Source organism: Paenarthrobacter sp. R1, from assembly GCF_030264015.1.
Taxonomy (GTDB): Bacteria; Actinomycetota; Actinomycetes; order Actinomycetales; family Micrococcaceae; genus Arthrobacter; species Arthrobacter ureafaciens.
Map to the genome: position 1 here is coordinate 489,284 of NZ_CP127115.1, position 20,409 is coordinate 509,692.

Genomic DNA, 20,409 nt, shown 5'->3' on the forward strand with positions numbered 1-20,409 from the left:
GGTGAAAGAGCGTTCACCTAGGCTTCGGCGGGTTCCTCGTAGCGCGGGAACACCGGAACGGGTGCGGGAAGCTCCGTGCCAGGCTGGATGGGCGCCGCGATCGCGGTAAACAGGCGGGCAGGGCCTTCCGGCTGTCCCAGCACCTCAAGCAACTTGGCCGACGACGACGGCATGACCGGCTGGGCGAGGATCGCCACGATCCGGACCACCTCCAAGGTGACGTAGAGGACCGTGTTCATGCGCTCGACGTCGGTCTTCCGCAGCACCCAGGGCGCCTGCTCGGCGAAGTAGGCGTTGGTATCCCCCAGCACCGTCCAAATGGCTTCGAGGGCGCGGCTGAACTCCTGCTTCTCAAACGCGCCGCGTGCCGTCTCCAGCAACTTTCCGGCTTGTTCGAGCAAGGCTTGGTCCTCGGCCGTGAAAGCACCCGGCACGGGCACCTTGCCCTCGCAGTTCTTGGCCACCATGGACAGGGAGCGCTGCGCGAGGTTGCCGAAGTTGTTTGCCAGGTCCGAGTTCATGCGGCCCACGATTGCCTCGTGGTTGTAGCTGCCGTCGGCACCGAACGGTACTTCGCGGAGGAAGAAGAAGCGGCACTGGTCCAAGCCATAACGCTCCACGAAGTCCCGTGGGGCAACGACGTTGCCGAGGGACTTGGACATCTTGACGCCGTTGTTGGTCAGGAAGCCGTGGATCATGACGCGCTTGGGCAACTCCAGCCCCGCGCTCATGAGGAATGCCGGCCAGTAAATGGCATGGAACCGGGAGATGTCCTTGCCGATGATGTGCACGTCCGCCGGCCAGAACTTCTTGAACGATTCCGACTCCGTGTCCGGGTAGCCCGCGCCGGTGAGGTAGTTGGTGAGGGCATCCACCCACACGTACATGACGTGTTTCTCATCCCCGGGAACCGGGACACCCCAGTCGAAGGTGGTCCGGCTGATGGAGAGGTCTTCCAAGCCACGCTTGACGAAGCTGATGACCTCATTGAACCGGGACTGCGGCGCGCCGAAGTCGGGGTGGGCTTCATAGAGGGCGAGCAGCTTCTCCTGGTAGGCCGACAACCTGAAGAAGTAGCTTTCCTCCGCCGTCCACGTCACCAACGTGTCCGTTTCCTTGGAGTAGCGGAGGCCGTCTTCCTTGACCACGGTGTCGTCCTCGACGTAGTACGCCTCGTCGCGGACGGAGTACCAGCCCTCGTACTTGGACAGGTAGATATCGCCGTTGGCTTCCATCTTCTTCCAGATGGCCTGCGAAGCGGCGTAGTGGTCCGGATCGGTGGTGCGGATGAACCGGTCGTAGGAAATGCCGAGGTCCTGGCTCATCTGCTTGAAGGCAGCAGAGTTCCGGTCGGCCAGTTCCTTGGCCGTCAGGCCTTCCTTCTCCGCGGACTGCTGCATCTTGAGTCCGTGCTCGTCCGTTCCGGTCATGAAGAACACCTCATGGCCGTCCAGACGCTTGAACCGCGCCATGGCATCGGTGGCAATGACCTCGTAGGCGTGGCCGATGTGCGGCACGCCGTTGGGGTAGCTGATGGCCGTGGTGATGTAGAACGGGGATTTCTCTGCAGACGTCACTCTAAGAAGTTACCTTTATTTTCAGCGGAAGAAGCTTAGTTAAGCTCGGTCAGCGTATCGCTGAGCCGGACCAGCTCGTGGTCGTGTGACGCCACGAGGACGGCGATGCCGTCACTGGTGGTGTCCTTCAGGATCCCGATGATGCGGTTGGCCGCTGCGCGGTCAAGGCTCGCCGTCGGTTCGTCAACCACCAGGACGCGGGTGCCCAGGATCAGGGCGCGGGCGATCGCGACGCGCTGGCGCTCACCGCCGGACAGCTGGGCGGGACGGTGGCGCATCCGGCGGCCCAGGCCCACCAGGTCCAGGAGGTCCTTGGCCATTTCGGTGCGTTGTTCCACTTCGCCGTCCGGTACGGCGGGAAGCAGCACGTTCTCCAGGGCACTCATGCCCTCGATCAAGGCACCGCCCTGGTCGACATAGCCGATGAGCGCCCTGCGGCGGTCGGCGATCTCGTCGTCGCCCATCGATTCCAGCGACGTGCCTTCCCAGAAAACCTGGCCCGACGTCGGGAGGGTGAGTCCCGCGCTGACGGTCAGGATGCTGGTCTTGCCGGAGCCGCTTCGACCGGCGATGCAGTGCATCTCGCCTGCGTGCAGCGTCAGGTTGAAGTCATCGACGACGTCGACTTCCTCGGCCCCGCCCTTGTCTCCGCCATAGTGGATGGTCACCTTGCGCAGTTCCAGCGGAGTGGCATGGTCCGTGGCCTTGACGATGGTGTTGGCCCGGGTCTGCAGCGACTCTTCCGTGGACTCCGGGGTGGCCGTCAGCTCGGTGTTGAGGTTGTCAGTCATTTGACTACTTTCGTTGCAATCGGAATCCAGCAAATTACGGCCAGCAGGCCGGCCAGCCCGGCCCAGAGGGCCGCATACGGGGCCAGGAGCAGCCCCAGTCCCAGCGCCCCGAGGACACCGAGGGGAAGGGCCACGGTACCTACCAAAGCGTTTTCGAAGAAGCGGACCTGGCCCAGCATGTCCGGGTTCCAGCCCATGGCCCGGAGGGTGCCCAGGTATTCGCGTTTGGCATGGAGTTCGAACCGCCCGGTGACAAGTGTGAGCAGCAGGCCGACCAAGACGCCGAACACAGCCAGGATCACGCTGGGCAGAGCGACACTTGCAGCCGCCAGGCCACTGAGGGCACTGGCACCGGCTGCCCGGGGAATGTCGATCAGCAGGGCGATCAGCGCGCCGACGGCTGCGCCGAACACTCCCACTGCCACTGCCAGCGAGACTGAGTTGAACTTGTTGGTGGTCAACTGCCGGTTGGCGAACGTCAGGGGTGAGTCCACGGTCACGAGGCGGTCGTCGTGCTGCGGCTCCTGGTCAATCACCACGCGGTGACGCAGCTGCTGTGCGGCCAGCAGGGCAGCTGCCGCGTAGATGACCAGCATGGTGGCGGACACAATGACCGTCGCCAGGTTCCAGCTCAGCAAGCTCAGGATGATTCCGGCAGCGGCGAGGGCAGCCGCACCGACGGCGAACTCCTCAAGCACCCAGGACCTGATGCGTTTCTGCGTCCACCCCATGGCGCGCAGGATTCCTGCTTCGCTTCTGCGCTGGCGGATGTAGCTCACGGTCGAGGCGCCGGTCAGGAGCGTGGCTCCAAGCAACGTCAGGAAGAGCAGGGTGATGTTGGTACCGGTCAGGGAACCGGATACAGCGTCGGCGGCATCCTGCCGTACCCACGACTGCTGGACCGTCCCGAGGGCCGATTCCTTGCCCGAGTCGTCCTTGCTGTAGCCGGAGACGAAGATGTTGACGTCCTCGCGGGCGGACCCGGCCACCACGGTTGCCTCCAGGCCGAGGGCGCGGATCTCCGAAGCCAGTTTCTCGACATCCGGCTGAGCCTGCTTCCAGTTTCCCGGGGCATTGGCACGAACACGGATGGCGTCGATGACGTTGGCATTGGAGTCGTAGCCGCGTGCGGCGGCAAGGCCGTAGTAGTCGGTGATCGCGCCGGCCGACTGGCTCACCAGGCCGGTGGCACTCAGTGAAGGCTTGAGCACGGTACCCTCGACGTCTTTTCCGTTCGCGTCCTTGGTGAGGGTCATCGGTGCCGGATCGTAGCCGCCCAGCGGAAGCTTGTTCACGTCGCCGGCTGCTGCCTGGACGTCACCGGGATTGAAGGTGCCGTAGACCATGGGCATCGGAGTAGCCGGCTTCTTGCCGGTCGCCAGGTCTTCGCGGTACGCGCGCTCTTCGACGGGCTTGCGCTGCGTCTGGTCGACCGCTGCCCCGAACGAAGACTTCTCCGGCAGGCGGTTGACCGTCACCCAGTCCCCCGGCGTGGCGGTCTTGTCGGAAGCACCGTTGGCGGCGTCGTCGCCGTCCTTGTACTTCGGTGCAGCAGCGAAAGCGGTGCTCCAGGTGGCCGGGTTGTAGAGGCCCTGGCTGAAGGAAGCGGTGCTGCCAAGCAGTTTGCTGTGATCGGTGGAACCCGGCCATTCCAGAGCGAACGGGGACTTCGATACGAACGGGAGGTAGTCCTTGTCCAGGGAACGGCTCACGGTGCCCACGTCCTTAAGGACCTTGCCGTTGGAGTCGATTTCCTCGATCTTCACCGAGTACTGCAGGTCCAGGGACGTGCCCGAGCGGACAATCAGCGGGATCGCCTGTGACTCGTCCGTCAGCAGGCCGTCACGCTTGGCCTGCTGGTACTGGGTCATCAAGGGGGCCCAGTACTTGAGCTTGACGCCCAGGAAGTCCGGGCCTTCCTCCAATTGCTCCATGCTCAAGCCGGTGGTGAAGAGGCTTTCGAAGTGGCGTCCGATTGCGCCCGCGTTGCGGGCATCGGCCGGCGGGGCCTTTTCAAGCGGTGCCAGGAAGTCTCCTGCCGTCCCAAGCAGCGCCCGTTCGGCCGCGGGATCGACGGCGACGACGGACTCCGTCACCTCGGGGGCCAGGGGAAGGGCCACCGAGAGGTTGAACAAGTTGTGCTCCGAGCCGAGCGCGGGGGCCGGGAACTTGATGCCCGTCTCCCCTTCCGGCCCGGCGATGCGGACGTTGGAGCCACCGGTGGTCTTTTCCTCAACCAGGCGGCCCTTGCCCAAGGTGCCTTCCGCGCTGGTCTTGAAGAGTGTCTGCTGGTTGACGCCATCAGAGCTGGTGGCCGTGGCCGTCAAGCGGTACTTCTTCGGGGTGTCCGACAATACCGATTCGGCTTCCGGCCATTTGGCGGAGTCCATCGCCGAGGGATCGCCTGCCGTGATGGCCCCGGCAAGGCCCGAGTTGTAGCCGAGGTAGTCCATGGCATTCAGGCGCGGCGCCTCGAGGTTCTGCGATACGCGGGAAACAAGGCTGATGGGTGCGGCAACTGCCGTGTTGCCCATGTTCCTGATTTTTTCCAGCTGCTCAAAGCTGATGCCACCCTGGCCGTTGGCAATTTCGGGTTGGATCAGGGAGCCGCCCTCGCCGTCCCCCTCCTGGTCCGGCTTTGCCTGGACCAGGATGTCGTAAAGACCCCGCGAGTTCTCATCCACAGTCCTGTTCAGGGCCGCCTGCGACTGGCTCTGGACGACGACGGACAAGCACATGGCGACGATCAAAATGGCCGCGGTCAGCAGCAGCACACGGCTTCTGATGAACCTTTGGACGGCGTTCATTGGGCTCCCTGAGACCTTGATTGCGGGCGCGCACACATGGACCGCGACCCTTCGAAAACACAAAGGAGCCGCGGGTTTGGTGTGCAAAAAGTAGTGGCCGGCCTGCTGCCGGGTCCGAATTCCGGACCCAGCCATTGTAAGCAGACCGGCCACGCATGCGCGTCAGGGGTGTGTTCCCGGGCACGCCGAATTCATCTGGCTAAGCCCGTGCTTAGTCCTCCAGGTCGACTTCGCGGACCATGTCCGCGCCGATGCCGGCCTTGATGGCTTCCAGTACCTGCTGCGGCACGGAGCTGTCGATGGTCAGCAACGCCAGCACCTGGCCGCCTTCGGTTTGGCGGGCCACCTGCATGCCACCGATGTTGATGTTGTTCATGCCCAGGATGTGGCCGATGGTGCCGATGACGCCGGGACGGTCCGCGTAGGCAACCACCACGAGGTGCTCGCTGATGGGGATTTCGACGTCGTAGCCGTTGACGCCCACCAGTTTCTCGACCTGCTTGGGTCCTGTCAGGGTACCGGCCACGGAAATCTGCGAGCCGTCGCTGAGCGCACCGCGGATGGTCAGGACGTTGCGGTAGTCCTCGGCGTCGGGGGTGGTGATGAGGCGCGTGTTGATACCGCGCTGCTCAGCAATCACCGGCGCGTTGACGTAGGACACCTGCTCCGTGACGACGTCGGCAAAGACGCCCTTCAACGCGGCAAGCTCCAGGACCTTGACGTCCAGGGCGGCGATTTCGCCGGCAACCTCGACGTCGATCTGCGTCAGGGACGCGTGGGTGAGGGCAGTGAAGATGCGGCCGAGCTTCTCGATCAGCGGGATGCCCGGGCGGATGTCGCTGGCAATGACACCGCCGGCGACGTTCACGGCATCCGGGACGAGTTCCCCTGCCAGGGCGAGCCGTACCGACTTCGCTACGGACACGCCGGCCTTCTCCTGGGCCTCGTCCGTGGAAGCACCCAGATGCGGAGTGACCACCACGTTGTCGAATTCGAAGAACGGCAGGTCCGTGCTGGGCTCCTTGACGAACACGTCGACGCCGGCGCCGGCGATCTGGCCTTCCTTCAGCGCGGTGAACAGTGCTTCTTCGTCAACCAGGCCGCCACGGGCAACGTTGATGACGTAGGCCGATTCCTTCATCTTCCGGAACGCGTCGGCGCCCAGCATGCCCACGGTCTCCGGGGTCTTGGGCATGTGGATGGTGATGAAGTCGGCGTTGGCCAGGAGTTCGTCGAGCGTTACCAGCTTGACCCCGAGCTGCGCTGCGCGGGCCGAAGTGATGTAGGGATCGTACGCGAGGATCTCGGTGTCGAATCCCTGGAGGCGGGCAGCAACCAAAGCGCCGATGCGGCCGAGGCCGATGATGCCGATCTTCTTCTCGAACAGTTCGATGCCGGTGTACTTGGAGCGCTTCCACTCACCGTTCTTCAGGGCGCTGCTGGCCTGCGGAATGTGGCGGGCGAGGCTCAGGATGTGGCCCACCGTAAGTTCCGCCGCAGAGACGATGTTGGAGGTGGGGGCGTTGACCACCATGACGCCTGCCTGGGTAGCAGACTTGATGTCTACGTTGTCCAGTCCTACGCCGGCGCGCGCGATCACTTTGAGGTTCTTCGCTGCGGCGATCGCTTCGGCGTCCACCTGGGTGGCCGAACGCACCAGGATGGCATCGACGTCGGCAATGGCGGACAGCAGCTGGGAGCGGTCGGCACCGTCTGTCTGGCGGATCTCGAAATCCGGGCCCAGTGCCTCGATCGTGGCGGGCGAAAGTTCCTCGGCGAGGAGGACGACGGGTTTGGTGGCTGACACGGGTGGCACCTTACTTTGGACAACTTGGGAACAGTACTGGACAAGGAGCGGATGCGGGGCCCGGGCACTACTCCGGACAGGCCCAGAATATCGAATCGGAACGGCTAATCCGGCGCCCGCTCAGGGATGTTACGGGCCGGACACGCCGGTTGTGAAGAAGTTCACAGTCCTCGGAACGGGATCGAAGGACGCGTAAAACGGGCAATGCCCGCCCGGCTGTGGTGCCGGACGGGCATTGCTGCAAAGGATCAGCGTGCTGCGGAACCTTCGACGTAGTCCTCGTCCTGCTGCTGCCAGGAGAAGAGCGAACGGAGCTCGCGGCCGACTTCCTCGATCGGGTGCTGCTCTGCCTTGGCGCGCAGTTCCTTGAATTCGACGGCACCGTTGTCCTGGTCGTCGATGAAGCGCTTGGCGAAGGCACCGGACTGGATGTCAGCCAGCACAGCCTTCATGTTTTCCTTCACCTCGGGGGTGATGACGCGCGGGCCGGAGACGTAGTCGCCGTACTCAGCGGTGTCGGAAACGCTCCAGCGCTGCTTGGCGATGCCGCCTTCCCACATGAGGTCCACAATGAGCTTGAGCTCGTGCAGGACCTCGAAGTAGGCGATCTGCGGCTGGTAGCCGGCTTCGGTCAGGGTCTCGAAGCCGTACTGGACGAGCTGGGAAACGCCGCCGCAGAGTACGGACTGCTCACCGAACAGGTCGGTTTCGGTCTCTTCGGTGAAGGTCGTCTTGATGACACCGGCGCGGGTACCGCCAATGGCCTTGGCGTAGGACTTGGCCAGTTCCCAAGCGGAACCGGAAGCGTCCTGCTCCACGGCGATGATGTCCGGGATGCCACGGCCGGCTTCGAATTCGCGGCGGACCGTGTGGCCCGGTGCCTTCGGAGCGATGAGGATGACGTCAACGCCTGCGGGGGGCTCGATGTAGCCGAAGCGGATGTTGAAGCCGTGGGCGAAGGCGAGGGCCTTGCCTTCGGTCAGCTTGTCCTTGATGGAGTCGTTGTAGATCGAGCGCTGGTGCTGGTCCGGCGCGAGGATCATGATGACGTCTGCCCATTCGGCGGCGTCGGCAACGTTCTTGACGGTGAAGCCCGCGTCCTGCGCCTTGGCGGTCGACTTGGAGCCTTCCTTAAGCGCGATGACAACCTCGACGCCGGAATCGCGCAGGTTAAGCGCGTGGGCGTGTCCCTGCGAGCCATAACCGACGATTGCGACCTTGCGACCCTGGATGATCGACAGGTCTGCGTCGTCGTCGTAGAACATTTCAGTCACTTGCGTAACTCCTCTTGAGTGGTTTCTAGATATTGAAGGTGGTGCTGCGGTACTGGGCGCAACGCAGGGCAGGGCATGCAAGAGCAGTCCCTGCCTGTGCTTTAGGCGGAGCGAAGCGCCCTGTCACTCATGGAGCGGGATCCCCGTCCAACGGCCAAGGTGCCGGACTGCACAATTTCACGGATGCCGAACGGCTCGAGCACTGAGAGCAGCGCAGCGAGCTTCTCCGGGGTACCGGTTGCCTCGATCACCAACGAGTCTGTAGACACGTCGACGACGGCGGCACGGAACAGGTCTGCAGCCTGGGTAACCTGCAGACGTGTCGCGGCATCCGCACGTACCTTGACCAGGATGTGGTCGCGCTGTACGGAAGATTCGGAAGTCAGTTCAACAATCTTGATCACGTTGACCAACTTGTTGAGCTGCTTGGTGACCTGCTCGATCAGGTCGCCGTCGGCGTCGACGACGACCGTCATGCGGGACATGCCCGGGACCTCAGTCGGCCCCACGGCGAGGGAGTTGATGTTGAAGGCACGCCGGGCGAAGAGGCTGGCCACGCGGGTCAGCACGCCGGGCTTGTCTTCTACCAGAACGGACAGTGTGTGACGGGTCATGGCCTAGTCTTCCTCTTCCCATTCCGGGGTCATGTTGCGGGCAACCTGGATCTGGTCATTGCTGACGCCGGCGGGCACCATGGGCCACACCATTGAGTTGGGGCTGACGACGAAGTCGATCACCACCGGGCGGTCATTGATTTCCAAGGCCTTCTGGATGGTGGCGTCGATGTCTTCGTCGCGTTCACACCGCAGGGCGGCACAACCGTAGGCGTCAGCGAGTTTGACGAAGTCCGGGATCCGGATGGTGTCGTGGCCGGTGTTCAGGTCCGTGTTGGAGTAGCGGCCTTCGTAGAACAGCGTCTGCCACTGGCGCACCATGCCCAGCGACGAGTTGTTGATAATGGCCACCTTGATGGGGATGTTGTTGATGGCGCAGGTAGCCAGTTCCTGGTTGGTCATCTGGAAGCAGCCGTCGCCGTCGATCGCCCAGACAACCCGGTCCGGTTCACCGACTTTGGCGCCCATGGCGGCGGGAACGGAGTAGCCCATGGTTCCTGCGCCGCCCGAGTTCAACCAGGCGTGGGGACGTTCGTACTTGATGAACTGGGCAGCCCACATCTGGTGCTGGCCAACGCCCGCAACGTAGATTCCCTCAGGACCGGTGAGTTCTCCGATGCGCTTGATGACCCGCTGCGGAGCCGTGAGTCCATCTTCCGGCTCGGTCCACCCCAGGGGGTAGGTGTCGCGCAGGTTGTTCAGGAAGGCCCACCAGGAGCCCAGGTCCGGAGTACCGACTTGTTCAAACCGGGCCTTTACGGCTTCGGTCAGTTCGGGGATGATCTCCTTCACCGAGCCGACAATCGGCACGTCCGCCGTGCGGTTCTTGGAGATCTCCGCGGGATCGATGTCCGCGTGGATCACCTTGGCGGTTGGCGCGAAGGTCTTCAGTACACCGGTCACGCGGTCATCGAACCGCGCACCGAGCGTGATGAGCAGGTCAGCCTGCTGCAGTGCGGTGACTGCCGAGACGGCACCGTGCATGCCGGGCATGCCAACGTGCTGCGGGTGCGAATCGGGGAAGGCTCCGCGGGCCATGAGCGTCGTGACCACGGGCGCGCCGGTGGCCAGTGCCAGTTCCATGAGTTCGGCGGATGCGTGGCCCTTGACCACGCCGCCGCCGACGTACAGAACGGGCTTGCTGGAGGCCGCGATCAGCTTGGCGGCTTCGCGGACCTGCTTGTTGTGGCCGCGGACAACCGGACGGTATCCGGGAAGATCGATCTTGGGCGGCCATGAGAACGTCATCTGGCCAACCTGGGCATCCTTGGCGATGTCCACCAGGACCGGGCCGGGGCGGCCGGTCGAGGCAAGGTGGAAGGCTTCAGCCATGACGTGCGGGATGTCATTGGGATCCGTCACCAGGAAGGAGTGCTTGGTGATGGGCATGGTGATGCCTACGATGTCGGCTTCCTGGAAGGCGTCGGTGCCGATGACTCCACTGGAGACCTGGCCGGTGATGGCCACCATCGGCACGGAGTCCATGTGGGCATCCATGATGGCGGTAACGAGGTTGGTGGCACCGGGGCCCGAGGTGGCGATGCACACGCCAACCCGTCCGGTAACCATGGCGTAGCCTTGCGCGGCGTGGCCGGCTCCCTGTTCGTGACGGACCAGGACGTGATTCATGCTGGAGGCCATCAAGGGGTCGTAGGTGGGCAGGATCGCGCCACCGGGCAAACCGAAAATATCGTCCACGCCGAGTTCTTCGAGCGAGCGGACAATTGCTTGCGAGCCGGTCATCACCGTTGGGGGTACAACGTTGTTCGGCCCAAGTACAGGAGAGAGAGGTGCAGCAGCGTCGACGACGGTGTCAGCCGTTCGGTCGATCGTTTCCGGAGCCTTGGTGGCTCCAGCGGACTTTGCAGCCATCAGCGAGGGGCTGATCGGCGATCCTTTGCTCATCGGACTCTTCCTTAGTGGATCTTCATTGGTGGGTCTTGCAAATAAAAAAACCCCTCAGCCTTACGGCTCTTCGAGGGGTTTGCGCGTGACAGTTCGTTACCAGTCGGGCTATGCCACGCGCTTGGTAAGGACGACGACGCCAACGGTAACGAATGAAATCATGCGTTCAGTGTTCCCTCTAAACGAGATACGTGTCAATCAAGCAACATCGTATCTCAATATCTGGACAACAATGTCCATCTGCCGGACTCCACCCTCGTAGGGGACGCGGAGCCCGGCAGGAAACTCAGCCGCAATAAGCCCCGGTGGAGGCGCTGTGGACGAGCTTGGCGTACTTGGCAAGAACGCCTTTGGTGAACTTGGCAGGCAGCGGCTCCCAGCCCACTTTGCGGGCTTCGAGTTCAGCGTCATCAACCAGGAGGTCGAAAGAACGCGCAGCGATGTCCACACGGATCCGGTCCCCGTCCTTGACGAAGGCGATAGGACCGCCGTCGACGGCTTCCGGCGCGACGTGGCCGATGCACAAGCCGGTGGTCCCGCCGGAGAAGCGGCCGTCAGTGAGGAGCAGGACGTCCTTGCCGAGCCCGGCACCCTTGATCGCGCCGGTAATGGCCAACATTTCCCGCATGCCGGGGCCGCCCTTGGGACCTTCGTAGCGGATCACCACGACGTCGCCCTTCTGGATGCGGCCCTTGTCCAAGGCATCCAAGGCGCCCTGCTCGCGCTCGAACACCCGGGCGGTGCCCTCGAAAACGTCGGCGTCGAAGCCTGCGCTCTTGACCACTGCACCCTCGGGAGCCAGCGAGCCGTGCAGGATGGTGATGCCGCCCGTCTTGTGGATCGGATTGTCCAGCGCCCGCAGGATCTTGCCGTCCAGGTCCGGCGGGTTGATCGCAGCCAGGTTTTCGGCAAGCGTTTTGCCGGTCACGGTGAGGCAATCGCCGTGCAGCAGTCCGGCGTCTAGCAGAGCGCGCATGATGACCGGAACCCCGCCGATCTTGTCGACGTCGGTCATCACATACCGGCCGAACGGCTTCAGGTCGCCAAGGTGCGGTATGCGGTCACCGATCCGGTTGAAGTCATCAAGCGTCAAGTCCACGTTGGCCTCGCGGGCAATGGCCAGCAAGTGAAGCACAGCGTTGGTGGAACCGCCGAAGGCCATGGTCACCGCAATGGCATTTTCGAAGGCCTTCTTGGTCATGATGTCCCGCGCCGTGATGCCCAGCCGCAGGAGGTTGACCACCGCCTCGCCGGACTTCCGGGCAAAATCATCCCGACGGCGGTCTGCCGAAGGCGGAGCTGCGGAACCCGGAAGCGACATTCCCAGGGCTTCGCCAATGCACGCCATGGTGTTTGCCGTGTACATGCCGCCGCAGGCACCTTCGCCCGGACAGATGGCTTTTTCGATGCGGTCCAGGTCCTCACGGCTCATCTTGCCGGCGGCGCAGGCTCCGACTGCCTCGAAGGCGTCGATGAGGGTTACTTCCTTCTCCGAACCGTCCTCGAGCTTTACCCACCCCGGCATGATGGAACCGGCGTAAAGGAACACGCTGGCCAGGTCCAGGCGGGCGGCTGCCATGAGCATGCCGGGCAGGGACTTGTCGCAACCGGCAAGGAGCACGGAACCGTCGATCCGCTCGGCCTGCATCACCGTCTCGACGGAATCGGCAATGACTTCCCGCGATACCAGGGAAAAGTGCATGCCCTCATGCCCCATGGAAATACCGTCGGAGACGGAAATCGTGCCGAATTGCATGGGAAATCCCCCGCCGGCGTGGACGCCTTCCTTGGCGCCCTGGGCCAGGCGGTTAAGGGAAAGATTGCAGGGTGTGATTTCGTTCCAGGAACTCGCGACGCCGATTTGCGGCTTTGCGAAATCGTCATCGCCCATGCCCACGGCGCGGAACATTCCGCGTGCGGGAGCGGCGTGAATGCCGTCCGTGACAACCCGGCTACGGGGTTTGATGTCAGGCGTATTCTCTGTGGAAGTCCGGGTGTCCTCGCTCATGCCCCACAGTCTATGTGGCAGCCTTGCCCGCAGTCCCTTGCCCGTCCCGGAAAAATCAAAAAAACCATAAAAGACACAAAGTCCGGATAACACCGGAAATACCCATGGTTTCCTTTCGTCGCCCGCAGCCCGGTCCGGATGCTGGACAGCCCCTGAGCAGGCACGTAACGTCGGAAACACGGCTCATTGGAAAGACTTCAAACCCCCAAAGCGGAAGGGCGTCACCATGGATTGGTTGATTTGGGTCATTGTTATTGTGCTGGTGATTGCGGTTGCCTGGTGGCTTATCAGCCGCAACAACACACGCAAACCGGCGGCCGCTCCGCCTGCCGCCACGGAGCCGGGCAATACTTCCGCCGTTCCGGAGACCGCTGCCGCGGCAGCGGGAGTAGCCGGTCTCGCAGGAGTTACCACCGCGGGCAGGGAGCCCGCCGCAGACAGCCGTCCCGGAGCGCCGGAGCCCGCCGCCGTCCAAGAACAAGATCCGGACCTCGCCTCCAACGCCGCCACGGCCGGGACTGCCCCTTCCGCAGCACCGCACGGGCATGGCAGGCACTCATCAACGGACGGCGAACCTGCTCCTGCTGCCGGTACGGACGGAGCGGGTAGCGACGCTGAACCTGCCGGCGCCGGCACTGAGCGCACTGGAACCACCGAAGCGACCGTCGGGAACGAACCCGTCATCGAGGCTCCCGTCCTGGATGAGCCGGTGGTGGACGAGCCCGTAGTGGACACGAACGCACGGGTGGGAGGCACCGGGGAAGTGACAGCAGACGACGTCACCCGCGCCGACTCAACCGGCCAGGACGCGGCGGATAAGAACGAGTGGGAATCCTCGTGGACCGATTCCTCGGGAAAACCGGTCCACCACCACGAGTACACCGACCCCCACTCCCCCACGCTTCCCGGCGCTGAAACTGCTGCCGCCGAAACAGTGGAGGCCGAGGCGCCGTCCGGACACTTGGCGGCCGATCACCCCTACGGCGCTGGTTCCGCCGGCGCGGCAGCTGATGGCAGTGCCCCGGACGGATACCCGGTCAAGGGGGAAGCCGCCACCATGACCTACTACGACGACGACTCCGCGGATTACGCCGACGCCCCTGCGGATGTCTGGTTCGAGTCAGCCGCCCACGCTGAGGCGGCAGGCTTCCGTCCGCCACGACGCAGCCGCCGCTGAGCCGGATCTGCTGCCGAACCGCCGTCGTTTGCTGTTCTCCCGATCGCCATGACGAACGCCCGAAAGCCGGCCACCCGCGCACTGCCTGTGCTCTGCGCGCTGGCCGTGGTTCTTTCTTCCTGCACGGGAAGCCCGTCAGGTCCGGCCGGAACGTCCACGTCCGGCAGCAGCCCGGTTCCCCAAAGCAGCACGACTTTTGCGACCGCCGGCCCGCCGCCAACGACCCAAACCGCTGTTCCCCGCGGCGTCCAGGTTGAGGAGAGGCTCGACGTCGGCCTGCAACTGCCATGGTCGGTCGTGTTCCTCCCGGACGGTACTGCGGTGGTCTCTGAACGCGATTCGGCAACCGTCAAGGCAATCCGGGACGGGCAGGCCACCCTTGTCGGTGAGGTTGCCGGCGTCGTGCCCGGTGGTGAAGGCGGCCTCCTTGGCCTGGCGCTTTCGCCCGGCTTCGCCACGGACCGTTGGCTCTATGCGTACTTCACCTCAAGCTCGGACAACCGGATAGCCCGGATGCAGCTGACCCGGGACGGGTCCGGGGACCTGAGGCTGGGCCCGGCAGAAGTGGTCTTTTCCGGGATCCCCAAAGCGTCCACCCACAACGGCGGAAGGATCCGCTTCGGCCCTGATGGACTCCTCTACGTTGGAACGGGCGATTCGCAGCGACGGGAGCAGCCCCAGGACCTGGAGGCACTGGGCGGCAAGATCCTCCGGCTGACACCGGAGGGACGGCCCGCACCGGGCAACCCTTTTGGCGACAGCCCCGTGTACAGCTACGGGCACCGCAACGTTCAAGGCCTTGCCTGGGACTCCGGGGGACGCCTGTGGGCGAGCGAGTTCGGGCCGGACGTCGATGATGAACTCAACCTCATCACGCCCGGCGGGAATTATGGGTGGCCCACGGTGACGGGAGCCCCTGGACGGCAGGGCTTCCTCGACGCAAAAGTCGTGTGGCCTTCAACGGGCGAGGCGTCACCCAGTGGCTTGGAGATTGTGGACGGCGTGGCGTACACAGGCGCCCTCCGGGGGCAGCGCCTATGGGCCGTTCCCCTGGACGGAGAGTCTGCCGGCACTCCTGTGGCCTTTCTCACAGGAGACTTCGGGCGGCTGCGGGACGTGGCGGCAGCCCCCGACGGTGCTTTGTGGGTACTCAGCAACAACAGAAACCCCGATTTTGCGCTGGTTTTGAGGCTGGAACGGTAGGCGCCGGGGCCAGCCGTCCGCGAATTTGCAGTTCGGCTGAAGTCGTGTAGAGTTACTTGTCGTTGCGGAGATCGCCGGGGAAATAAACCTCGTCGGAATGATCGAAAACAACAGCTGCACCTCTAGCTCAACTGGCAGAGCAATTGACTCTTAATCAATGGGTTCCGGGTTCGAGTCCCGGGGGGTGCACCAAGAAAGACCCTGAAGCGTCCAACGCTTCGGGGTCTTTTTGCGTGTCCCCGTTTTGCCTGTCCCCTGTTTTGCGTGTCCCTGTTTTGCATGTCCCAGCCGGGAGCCGGCACCGCTTCGATCGCCGGACTGTGGAGTGCATCACTGATCGGCACAAGTGGACATTGCGACCTTGGAAGTGGTGTAGAGTTATCTGTCGTTGCGGAGGCCGCTGAGGAAGAAATTCCCGCCAAGCTGAAAGCAATAGTTGCACCTCTAGCTCAACTGGCAGAGCAATTGACTCTTAATCAATGGGTTCCGGGTTCGAGTCCCGGGGGGTGCACCAAAAAAGGCTCCGGATCGCTTGATGCGATCCGGAGCCTTTCCTTTTGCCCGACCCTTGCAGGAACGGGGCCAGTCTTATGAGGTGGTCTCCCCCGAGGGCTTTTCCACCCCTGGCCCAGCAGTTTCATGAGGAGGCCGGATACCCACCTCTTCAGCCAACGGGACCCCGATGAGTCCGCTGACCACGATGCGGAGTTCGTCGCGGAGCCGCGCAGTGTCAACCGCAACCGGTGCAAGGACGTCCTGCTCCAACTTCACGGCCTCGGTCAGCGCCTCGCTACCGGCGGGCGTAAGGGTCACCACATGGCTCCGGCGGTCTGAATCACTGCGGTGGCGCGTCACGTGCCCATGCAGTTCGAGCCGCGCAAGGGTGGTACCCATGGTCTGGGCCTTGACCCTGGCAACCTCCGCCAAAGCGGCCTGGGTGATGGGACCCTTGGCAGCCAGGACCTGCATGGCGATAACGCCGGCGTGCGTCAGGCCAATCGACTTCAATTTCTCGTTCCATGAGATTTCCACGAGCCGCGCAGCGGTCGAAAGTAGTCGCGTCGTGGGCCATCTCTCCATATCAGGCATGTCGATAGTATATGCGCGCTAAGCATGCTTACATTGCCTCTCCGCACTAAAGTGGGTGATTGCGCACATATTTCAAGGAGCAAATTTTGGCGGAGCGACTCACCCCGGGCGACCAGGCCCCGGACTTCATTCTTCAGGACAAGGACGGCAAGGAAGTACGCCTGCAGGACTTCCGCGGCCGGAATACCATCGTGTATTTCTACCCGGCGGCCTCCACCCCGGGTTGCACCAAACAGGCCTGTGATTTCCGCGATTCCCTCGCGTCCCTGCAGGGAGCCGGCTACGAAGTCCTCGGCATCTCCCCCGATTCTGCCAAGGCACTGGCGAAGTTCGCCGACACGGAGGGCCTCACCTTTCCCCTGCTCTCCGACGAGGACCACTCGGTTGCGGAGGACTACGCAGCCTGGGGCGAGAAGAAGAACTACGGGAAAACCTACATGGGCCTTATCCGTTCCACGATCGTGGTGGATCCCGAAGGAAAAGTGGCTCTGGCCCAGTACAACGTCCGGGCAACAGGTCACGTGGCCAAGCTGCGCAAGGACCTCAAACTCGATCAGTAGCAGGTACACTGGACCCCGACGCCGCCGGTACTGCCCCTGAGGGCTGGAACCGCAGGCAAGCGCGAGTGGTGAAATTGGCAGACACGCAGGATTTAGGTTCCTGTGCCTTCGGGCGTGGGGGTTCAAGTCCCCCCTTGCGCACAGTGTTGGAGCTTTGGCTCCCTGAGGACACCCCCGGCTTTCAAAGCTTGGGGTGTCCTTCCTCAAGAAGACGGGGAACGTGTTCCACGGGCGTGTGCCGCCTGGCAACGGATTCTGCCTGCAGGACGTTCAACTAGACTGAAATGCTGTCCGGCAAAGTCGGCACCAATTCACACCAGCTTGAGGGGACAAGAGTGGCAAGCAGCAAGACGCGGCGTCTGGCGAAGCAGTGCGGCGCCCTGCTCCTGGTGATGGGACTCGCAGCGTGCACGGGAACACCCGGGCCCGCACCGTCCTCTTCCACCAGCAGTTCCACTCCCGCTGCCCCTACCCAAACGTTCAACTTCGGGACCGCTTCCATGCCTTTGGGCCTGGATCCAGCGATGACCGCGGATTCCGAGGCCTACCGGGTGACCCGCCAAGTCCTTGAAGGACTGGTGGGCGTGGACGGCTCCACCGGGCAGACCACTGCCCTGCTCGCCACCGAATGGCAGGACAGCAACAATGGCCTGAGCTACGACTTCACCCTGCGCGAAGGCGTCCGGTTCCACGACGGCACCCCGTTTGATGCAGCAGCGGTCTGTGCCAACTTCAACCGGTGGTTCACGTTCCCGGCCGCGTTGCGAAAGCAAGCACCGGGAATCTCCTTCCAGGGCGTCTTCAAGGCCTACTCCGACGAACCGGTCTTTTCCATCTACAAGGACTGCGCGGTCCAAGCGCCAAACAAAGTCCAGATCAACCTCACCCGTCCCTTCACCGGTTTCCTCCAGGCCCTGACGTTGCCGGCCTTCGCGATCTCATCGCCAACAGCCCTGGAAGCACAGAAAGCCAACATCCTTGACACCGTTCGAAACGGTCAGGCGGTGTCCGCCTACGCAGCCCACCCGGTTGGCACGGGCCCCTTTAAGTTCGGTTCATGGGATGACCAGAAGGTCACCCTGACCACGAATGAGGCCTATTGGGGAAACCGCGGGCAAATTGCCACCATCAACTTCATCCCGTATGACCGTGCCGAAACGCGGCAGCAGGCGCTGCTGGACGGGAAGATCGACGCCTACGACCTCGTGACCCCCGGGACGTTCGACCAGCTCGTGAAGAAGGGAGTCCAGATCATCCAGCGGGACCCCTTCTCCGTGATGTATTTGGGAATCAACCAAGCCGTAGCTCCCTTGGAGAAACTCGAGGTCCGGCAGGCAATCGAGATGGCCATCGACAAAGAGACGCTGATCCGGCGCTTCTTCATCGACAACACCGCCCAGGCCTCCCAGTTCGTCCCGCCGAAACTCAGCGGCTTCAACAACAACGCTCCTTCCCTGGGCTACAACCCTGAGAAGGCAAAGGAACTCCTCAAGAAAGCCGGCTACGACGGCGAGCCTTTGAAGTTCTACTATCCGCTCAATGCCACTCGGGCCTACCTCCCTACGCCCGAGAAGATCTATGCAGAGATCAGCCGGCAGCTGGTGGCCGTGGGCATCAACGTCAAACCGGTCCCGATCGATTGGGAAGACGGCTACCTCCAGAAGGTCCAGTCCCCGGGCGACCATGCCCTGCATCTTCTCGGCTGGAACGGTTCCTATGCCGACGCAGACAACTTCCTGGGTCCGCTCTTCGGTGAGCAGCGTGCCGAGTTCAACTACTTCGACGCAGACGTGTTCCACAAGATCGAACGTGCCCGCGCCTTGCCCTCCGGTGACGGCCGCAACACGGAGTACCAGTCGATCAATGCCGCGATCGCCGCTTCCGTCCCGGCAGTTCCGATCGCCTTCCCCATCTCCGCCCTGGCGCTCTCCAACAAGGTGGAAAGCTATCCCGCTTCCCCGGTTCTCAATGAAGTTTTTACGAACGTCCGCTTAAAGCCTTGACGATTCCCTGCAATTTCAGTATTGGACTCGCACGGGGATATTCTGTGACAGCCAGTGCCGCCGCTAACGGAGATTGATCGTGACCTTCATTTCCAAGACTCAACATGCCGACGTCGTCCTTATTGGCGGCGGAATCATGAGTGCCACCCTCGGTGCGTTCATCAAGCAACTTGAACCCACCTGGACCATCTCCATGTTCGAACGCCTCGACGAAGCCGGCCTGGAAAGCTCCGGCCCATGGAACAACGCAGGCACCGGCCACGCCGCCCTGTGTGAGTTGAACTACTCCCCCGCAGCCAAGGACGGCTCCGTGGATCCCACCAAGGCGATCCACATCAACGAACAGTTCCAGTTGTCCCGCCAGTTCTGGTCCCACCTGGTGGACAGCAAGGTGATCGGCTCGCCCAAGGGCTTCATCAACACGGTCCCGCACATGAGCTTCGTGATCGGCGATGACCACGCCAACTTCCTGAAGACACGCTACGAAGCACTCAAGCCCAACACCCTCTTCCGCAGCATGGAATACAGCGAGGACCAGGCCCAGATCGCCAAGTGGGCTCCGCTGATCGTCAAGGGCCGCGACCCGAAGCAGCGCGTGGCGGCTACCCGCGCAGCGGAAGGAACCGACGTCGACTTCGGTGCATTGACCCGTGAGCTCACCGGCTACCTGCGCAGCAGCGGTGCCGAAGTGAACTTCGGGCACGATGTCACCAACATCAGCCGCGCGTCCGGCGGTGGCTGGGATCTGTCCATTAAGCACGCCAAATCCGGCGAGCACGGCAAGATCCACGCCAAGTTCGTCTTCGTCGGCGCCGGCGGCGGCGCACTGCACCTGCTCCAGGCCTCGGGCATCCCGGAGAGCAAGGGCTACGGCGGATTCCCCGTTTCCGGCCAGTTCTTCCGCTGCAACGATTCCTCCATCACCTCCCGGCACAATGCCAAGGTCTATGGCCAGGCCTCCGTGGGCGCGCCGCCCATGTCCGTTCCCCACCTGGACACCCGCTACGTCAACGGCCAGCGTTCCCTGCTGTTCGGACCGTACGCAGGCTTCTCCACGAACTTCCTGAAGTCCGGCAGCTACCTGGACCTACCTTTGTCCATCCGCCCGGGCAACATCATTCCCATGCTTGCGGTTGCCAAGGACAACATGGACCTCACGGCATACCTCATCAAGGAAGTAGCCAAGCGCCACGACGCCAAGGTCGAGGCCCTGCGCGAGTACTACCCCGAGGCAACGGGCGGGGACTGGGAACTTATCACGGCCGGCCAGCGTGTTCAGATCATCAAGAAACACCCGCAAAAGGGCGGCATCCTGCAGTTCGGCACGGAAGTCATTGCCTCACGGGACGGCTCGATCGGCGCCCTGCTGGGTGCTTCCCCGGGAGCATCAACGGCAGTACCGATCATGATCGAGCTGCTCCAGAAGTCCTTCCCCAAGAACTTCAAGGGCTGGCAGTCCAAGCTGAAAGACATGATGCCCGGTTACGGCGTAAAGCTGAACGACAACCCGGAGCTTGCCGCAGAACTTGAGGCGGGCACCGCGCGGTCCCTGCAGTTGGACAGCGCACCGGCACTTCGGAGCTGATCTCCGCAC

At 63.1% G+C, this 20,409-nt stretch carries 14 protein-coding genes and 3 tRNA genes; 8 read left to right on the forward strand and 9 right to left on the reverse strand.

The window, feature by feature from the left end:
- Positions 1–17: 17 nt before the first annotated feature.
- The 8 genes from metG to ilvD form a co-directional block, all read right to left on the reverse strand.
- Complete coding sequence (gene metG / locus QN084_RS02435; protein ID WP_069695121.1) at positions 18–1,577, reverse strand: methionine--tRNA ligase; 1,560 nt, start codon at positions 1,575–1,577, stop codon at positions 18–20.
- 35 nt (positions 1,578–1,612) lie between these two features.
- Positions 1,613–2,368, reverse strand: coding sequence for an ABC transporter ATP-binding protein (locus QN084_RS02440; protein ID WP_021470919.1), 756 nt, complete (start codon positions 2,366–2,368; stop codon positions 1,613–1,615).
- Complete coding sequence (locus tag QN084_RS02445; protein ID WP_069695122.1) at positions 2,365–5,175, reverse strand: FtsX-like permease family protein; 2,811 nt, start codon at positions 5,173–5,175, stop codon at positions 2,365–2,367. Before QN084_RS02445 ends, QN084_RS02440 begins: the two co-directional genes overlap by 4 nt.
- Positions 5,176–5,386: 211 nt before the next feature.
- Positions 5,387–6,982 carry a phosphoglycerate dehydrogenase gene (gene serA, locus QN084_RS02450; RefSeq protein WP_062097096.1) on the reverse strand — a complete coding sequence of 532 codons (1,596 nt, stop codon included), beginning with the start codon at positions 6,980–6,982 and terminating at the stop codon, positions 5,387–5,389.
- Positions 6,983–7,230: 248 nt separating this feature from the next.
- Positions 7,231–8,256 (reverse strand): ketol-acid reductoisomerase, encoded by a 1,026-nt coding sequence (gene ilvC, locus QN084_RS02455; RefSeq protein WP_021470922.1) that lies wholly within the window; start codon positions 8,254–8,256, stop codon positions 7,231–7,233.
- A gap of 101 nt (positions 8,257–8,357) precedes the next feature.
- Positions 8,358–8,870 carry an acetolactate synthase small subunit gene (gene ilvN / locus QN084_RS02460; protein WP_021470923.1) on the reverse strand — a complete coding sequence of 171 codons (513 nt, stop codon included), beginning with the start codon at positions 8,868–8,870 and terminating at the stop codon, positions 8,358–8,360.
- A gap of 3 nt (positions 8,871–8,873) precedes the next feature.
- Entirely contained in the window at positions 8,874–10,775 is a 1,902-nt protein-coding gene (locus tag QN084_RS02465; RefSeq protein ID WP_069695123.1) for an acetolactate synthase large subunit, read from the reverse strand.
- Positions 10,776–11,061: 286 nt separating this feature from the next.
- Entirely contained in the window at positions 11,062–12,783 is a 1,722-nt protein-coding gene (ilvD, locus tag QN084_RS02470; protein WP_069695124.1) for a dihydroxy-acid dehydratase, read from the reverse strand.
- Between the two features lie 226 nt (positions 12,784–13,009).
- On the opposite strand from ilvD, the gene QN084_RS02475 reads away from it, so the two are divergent.
- The 4 genes from QN084_RS02475 (at position 13,010) to QN084_RS02490 (ending at position 15,677) form a co-directional block, all read left to right on the forward strand.
- Positions 13,010–13,960, forward strand: a complete 951-nt coding sequence (locus QN084_RS02475; protein ID WP_021470926.1) for a sunset domain-containing protein — start codon at positions 13,010–13,012, stop codon at positions 13,958–13,960.
- Between the two features lie 48 nt (positions 13,961–14,008).
- Positions 14,009–15,163, forward strand: a complete 1,155-nt coding sequence (locus tag QN084_RS02480; RefSeq protein ID WP_069695125.1) for a PQQ-dependent sugar dehydrogenase — start codon at positions 14,009–14,011, stop codon at positions 15,161–15,163.
- 116 nt (positions 15,164–15,279) lie between these two features.
- Positions 15,280–15,355 (forward strand) — tRNA-Lys (locus tag QN084_RS02485).
- A 246-nt stretch (positions 15,356–15,601) separates the two neighbouring features.
- Positions 15,602–15,677, forward strand: a tRNA-Lys gene (locus QN084_RS02490).
- A gap of 74 nt (positions 15,678–15,751) precedes the next feature.
- Here the strand turns inward: QN084_RS02490 and QN084_RS02495 are convergent.
- Positions 15,752–16,252 carry a MarR family winged helix-turn-helix transcriptional regulator gene (locus QN084_RS02495; RefSeq protein WP_259362625.1) on the reverse strand — a complete coding sequence of 167 codons (501 nt, stop codon included), beginning with the start codon at positions 16,250–16,252 and terminating at the stop codon, positions 15,752–15,754.
- An 86-nt stretch (positions 16,253–16,338) separates the two neighbouring features.
- Here QN084_RS02495 and bcp point away from each other — a divergent pair, with 86 nt between their 5' ends.
- The 4 genes from bcp to QN084_RS02515 all read left to right on the forward strand — a co-directional run bounded on the left by bcp (position 16,339) and on the right by QN084_RS02515 (position 20,400).
- The gene (gene bcp, locus QN084_RS02500) at positions 16,339–16,812 is read left to right on the forward strand and encodes a thioredoxin-dependent thiol peroxidase (protein WP_069695126.1); all 474 of its coding nucleotides are present in this window, start codon (positions 16,339–16,341) and stop codon (positions 16,810–16,812) included.
- A gap of 59 nt (positions 16,813–16,871) precedes the next feature.
- Positions 16,872–16,953: transfer RNA gene (locus QN084_RS02505), tRNA-Leu, on the forward strand.
- 194 nt (positions 16,954–17,147) lie between these two features.
- Entirely contained in the window at positions 17,148–18,815 is a 1,668-nt protein-coding gene (locus QN084_RS02510) for an ABC transporter substrate-binding protein (RefSeq protein ID WP_083261901.1), read from the forward strand.
- A gap of 79 nt (positions 18,816–18,894) precedes the next feature.
- Positions 18,895–20,400: a malate:quinone oxidoreductase gene (locus tag QN084_RS02515; protein ID WP_166183206.1), complete on the forward strand. Its 1,506-nt coding sequence runs from the start codon at positions 18,895–18,897 to the stop codon at positions 20,398–20,400.
- Positions 20,401–20,409: the final 9 nt, after the last annotated feature.

Coding starts and splice junctions, on each gene's coding strand:
- QN084_RS02440 (WP_021470919.1), bottom strand. CDS start 2,368: ATGACTGACAACCTCAACACCGAGCTGACGGCCACCCCGGAGTCCACG.
- QN084_RS02445 (WP_069695122.1), bottom strand. CDS start 5,175: ATGAACGCCGTCCAAAGGTTCATCAGAAGCCGTGTGCTGCTGCTGACC.
- ilvN (WP_021470923.1), bottom strand. CDS start 8,870: ATGACCCGTCACACACTGTCCGTTCTGGTAGAAGACAAGCCCGGCGTG.
- QN084_RS02465 (WP_069695123.1), bottom strand. CDS start 10,775: ATGAGCAAAGGATCGCCGATCAGCCCCTCGCTGATGGCTGCAAAGTCC.
- ilvD (WP_069695124.1), bottom strand. CDS start 12,783: ATGAGCGAGGACACCCGGACTTCCACAGAGAATACGCCTGACATCAAA.
- QN084_RS02475 (WP_021470926.1), top strand. CDS start 13,010: ATGGATTGGTTGATTTGGGTCATTGTTATTGTGCTGGTGATTGCGGTT.
- QN084_RS02480 (WP_069695125.1), top strand. CDS start 14,009: ATGACGAACGCCCGAAAGCCGGCCACCCGCGCACTGCCTGTGCTCTGC.
- QN084_RS02495 (WP_259362625.1), bottom strand. CDS start 16,252: ATGCCTGATATGGAGAGATGGCCCACGACGCGACTACTTTCGACCGCT.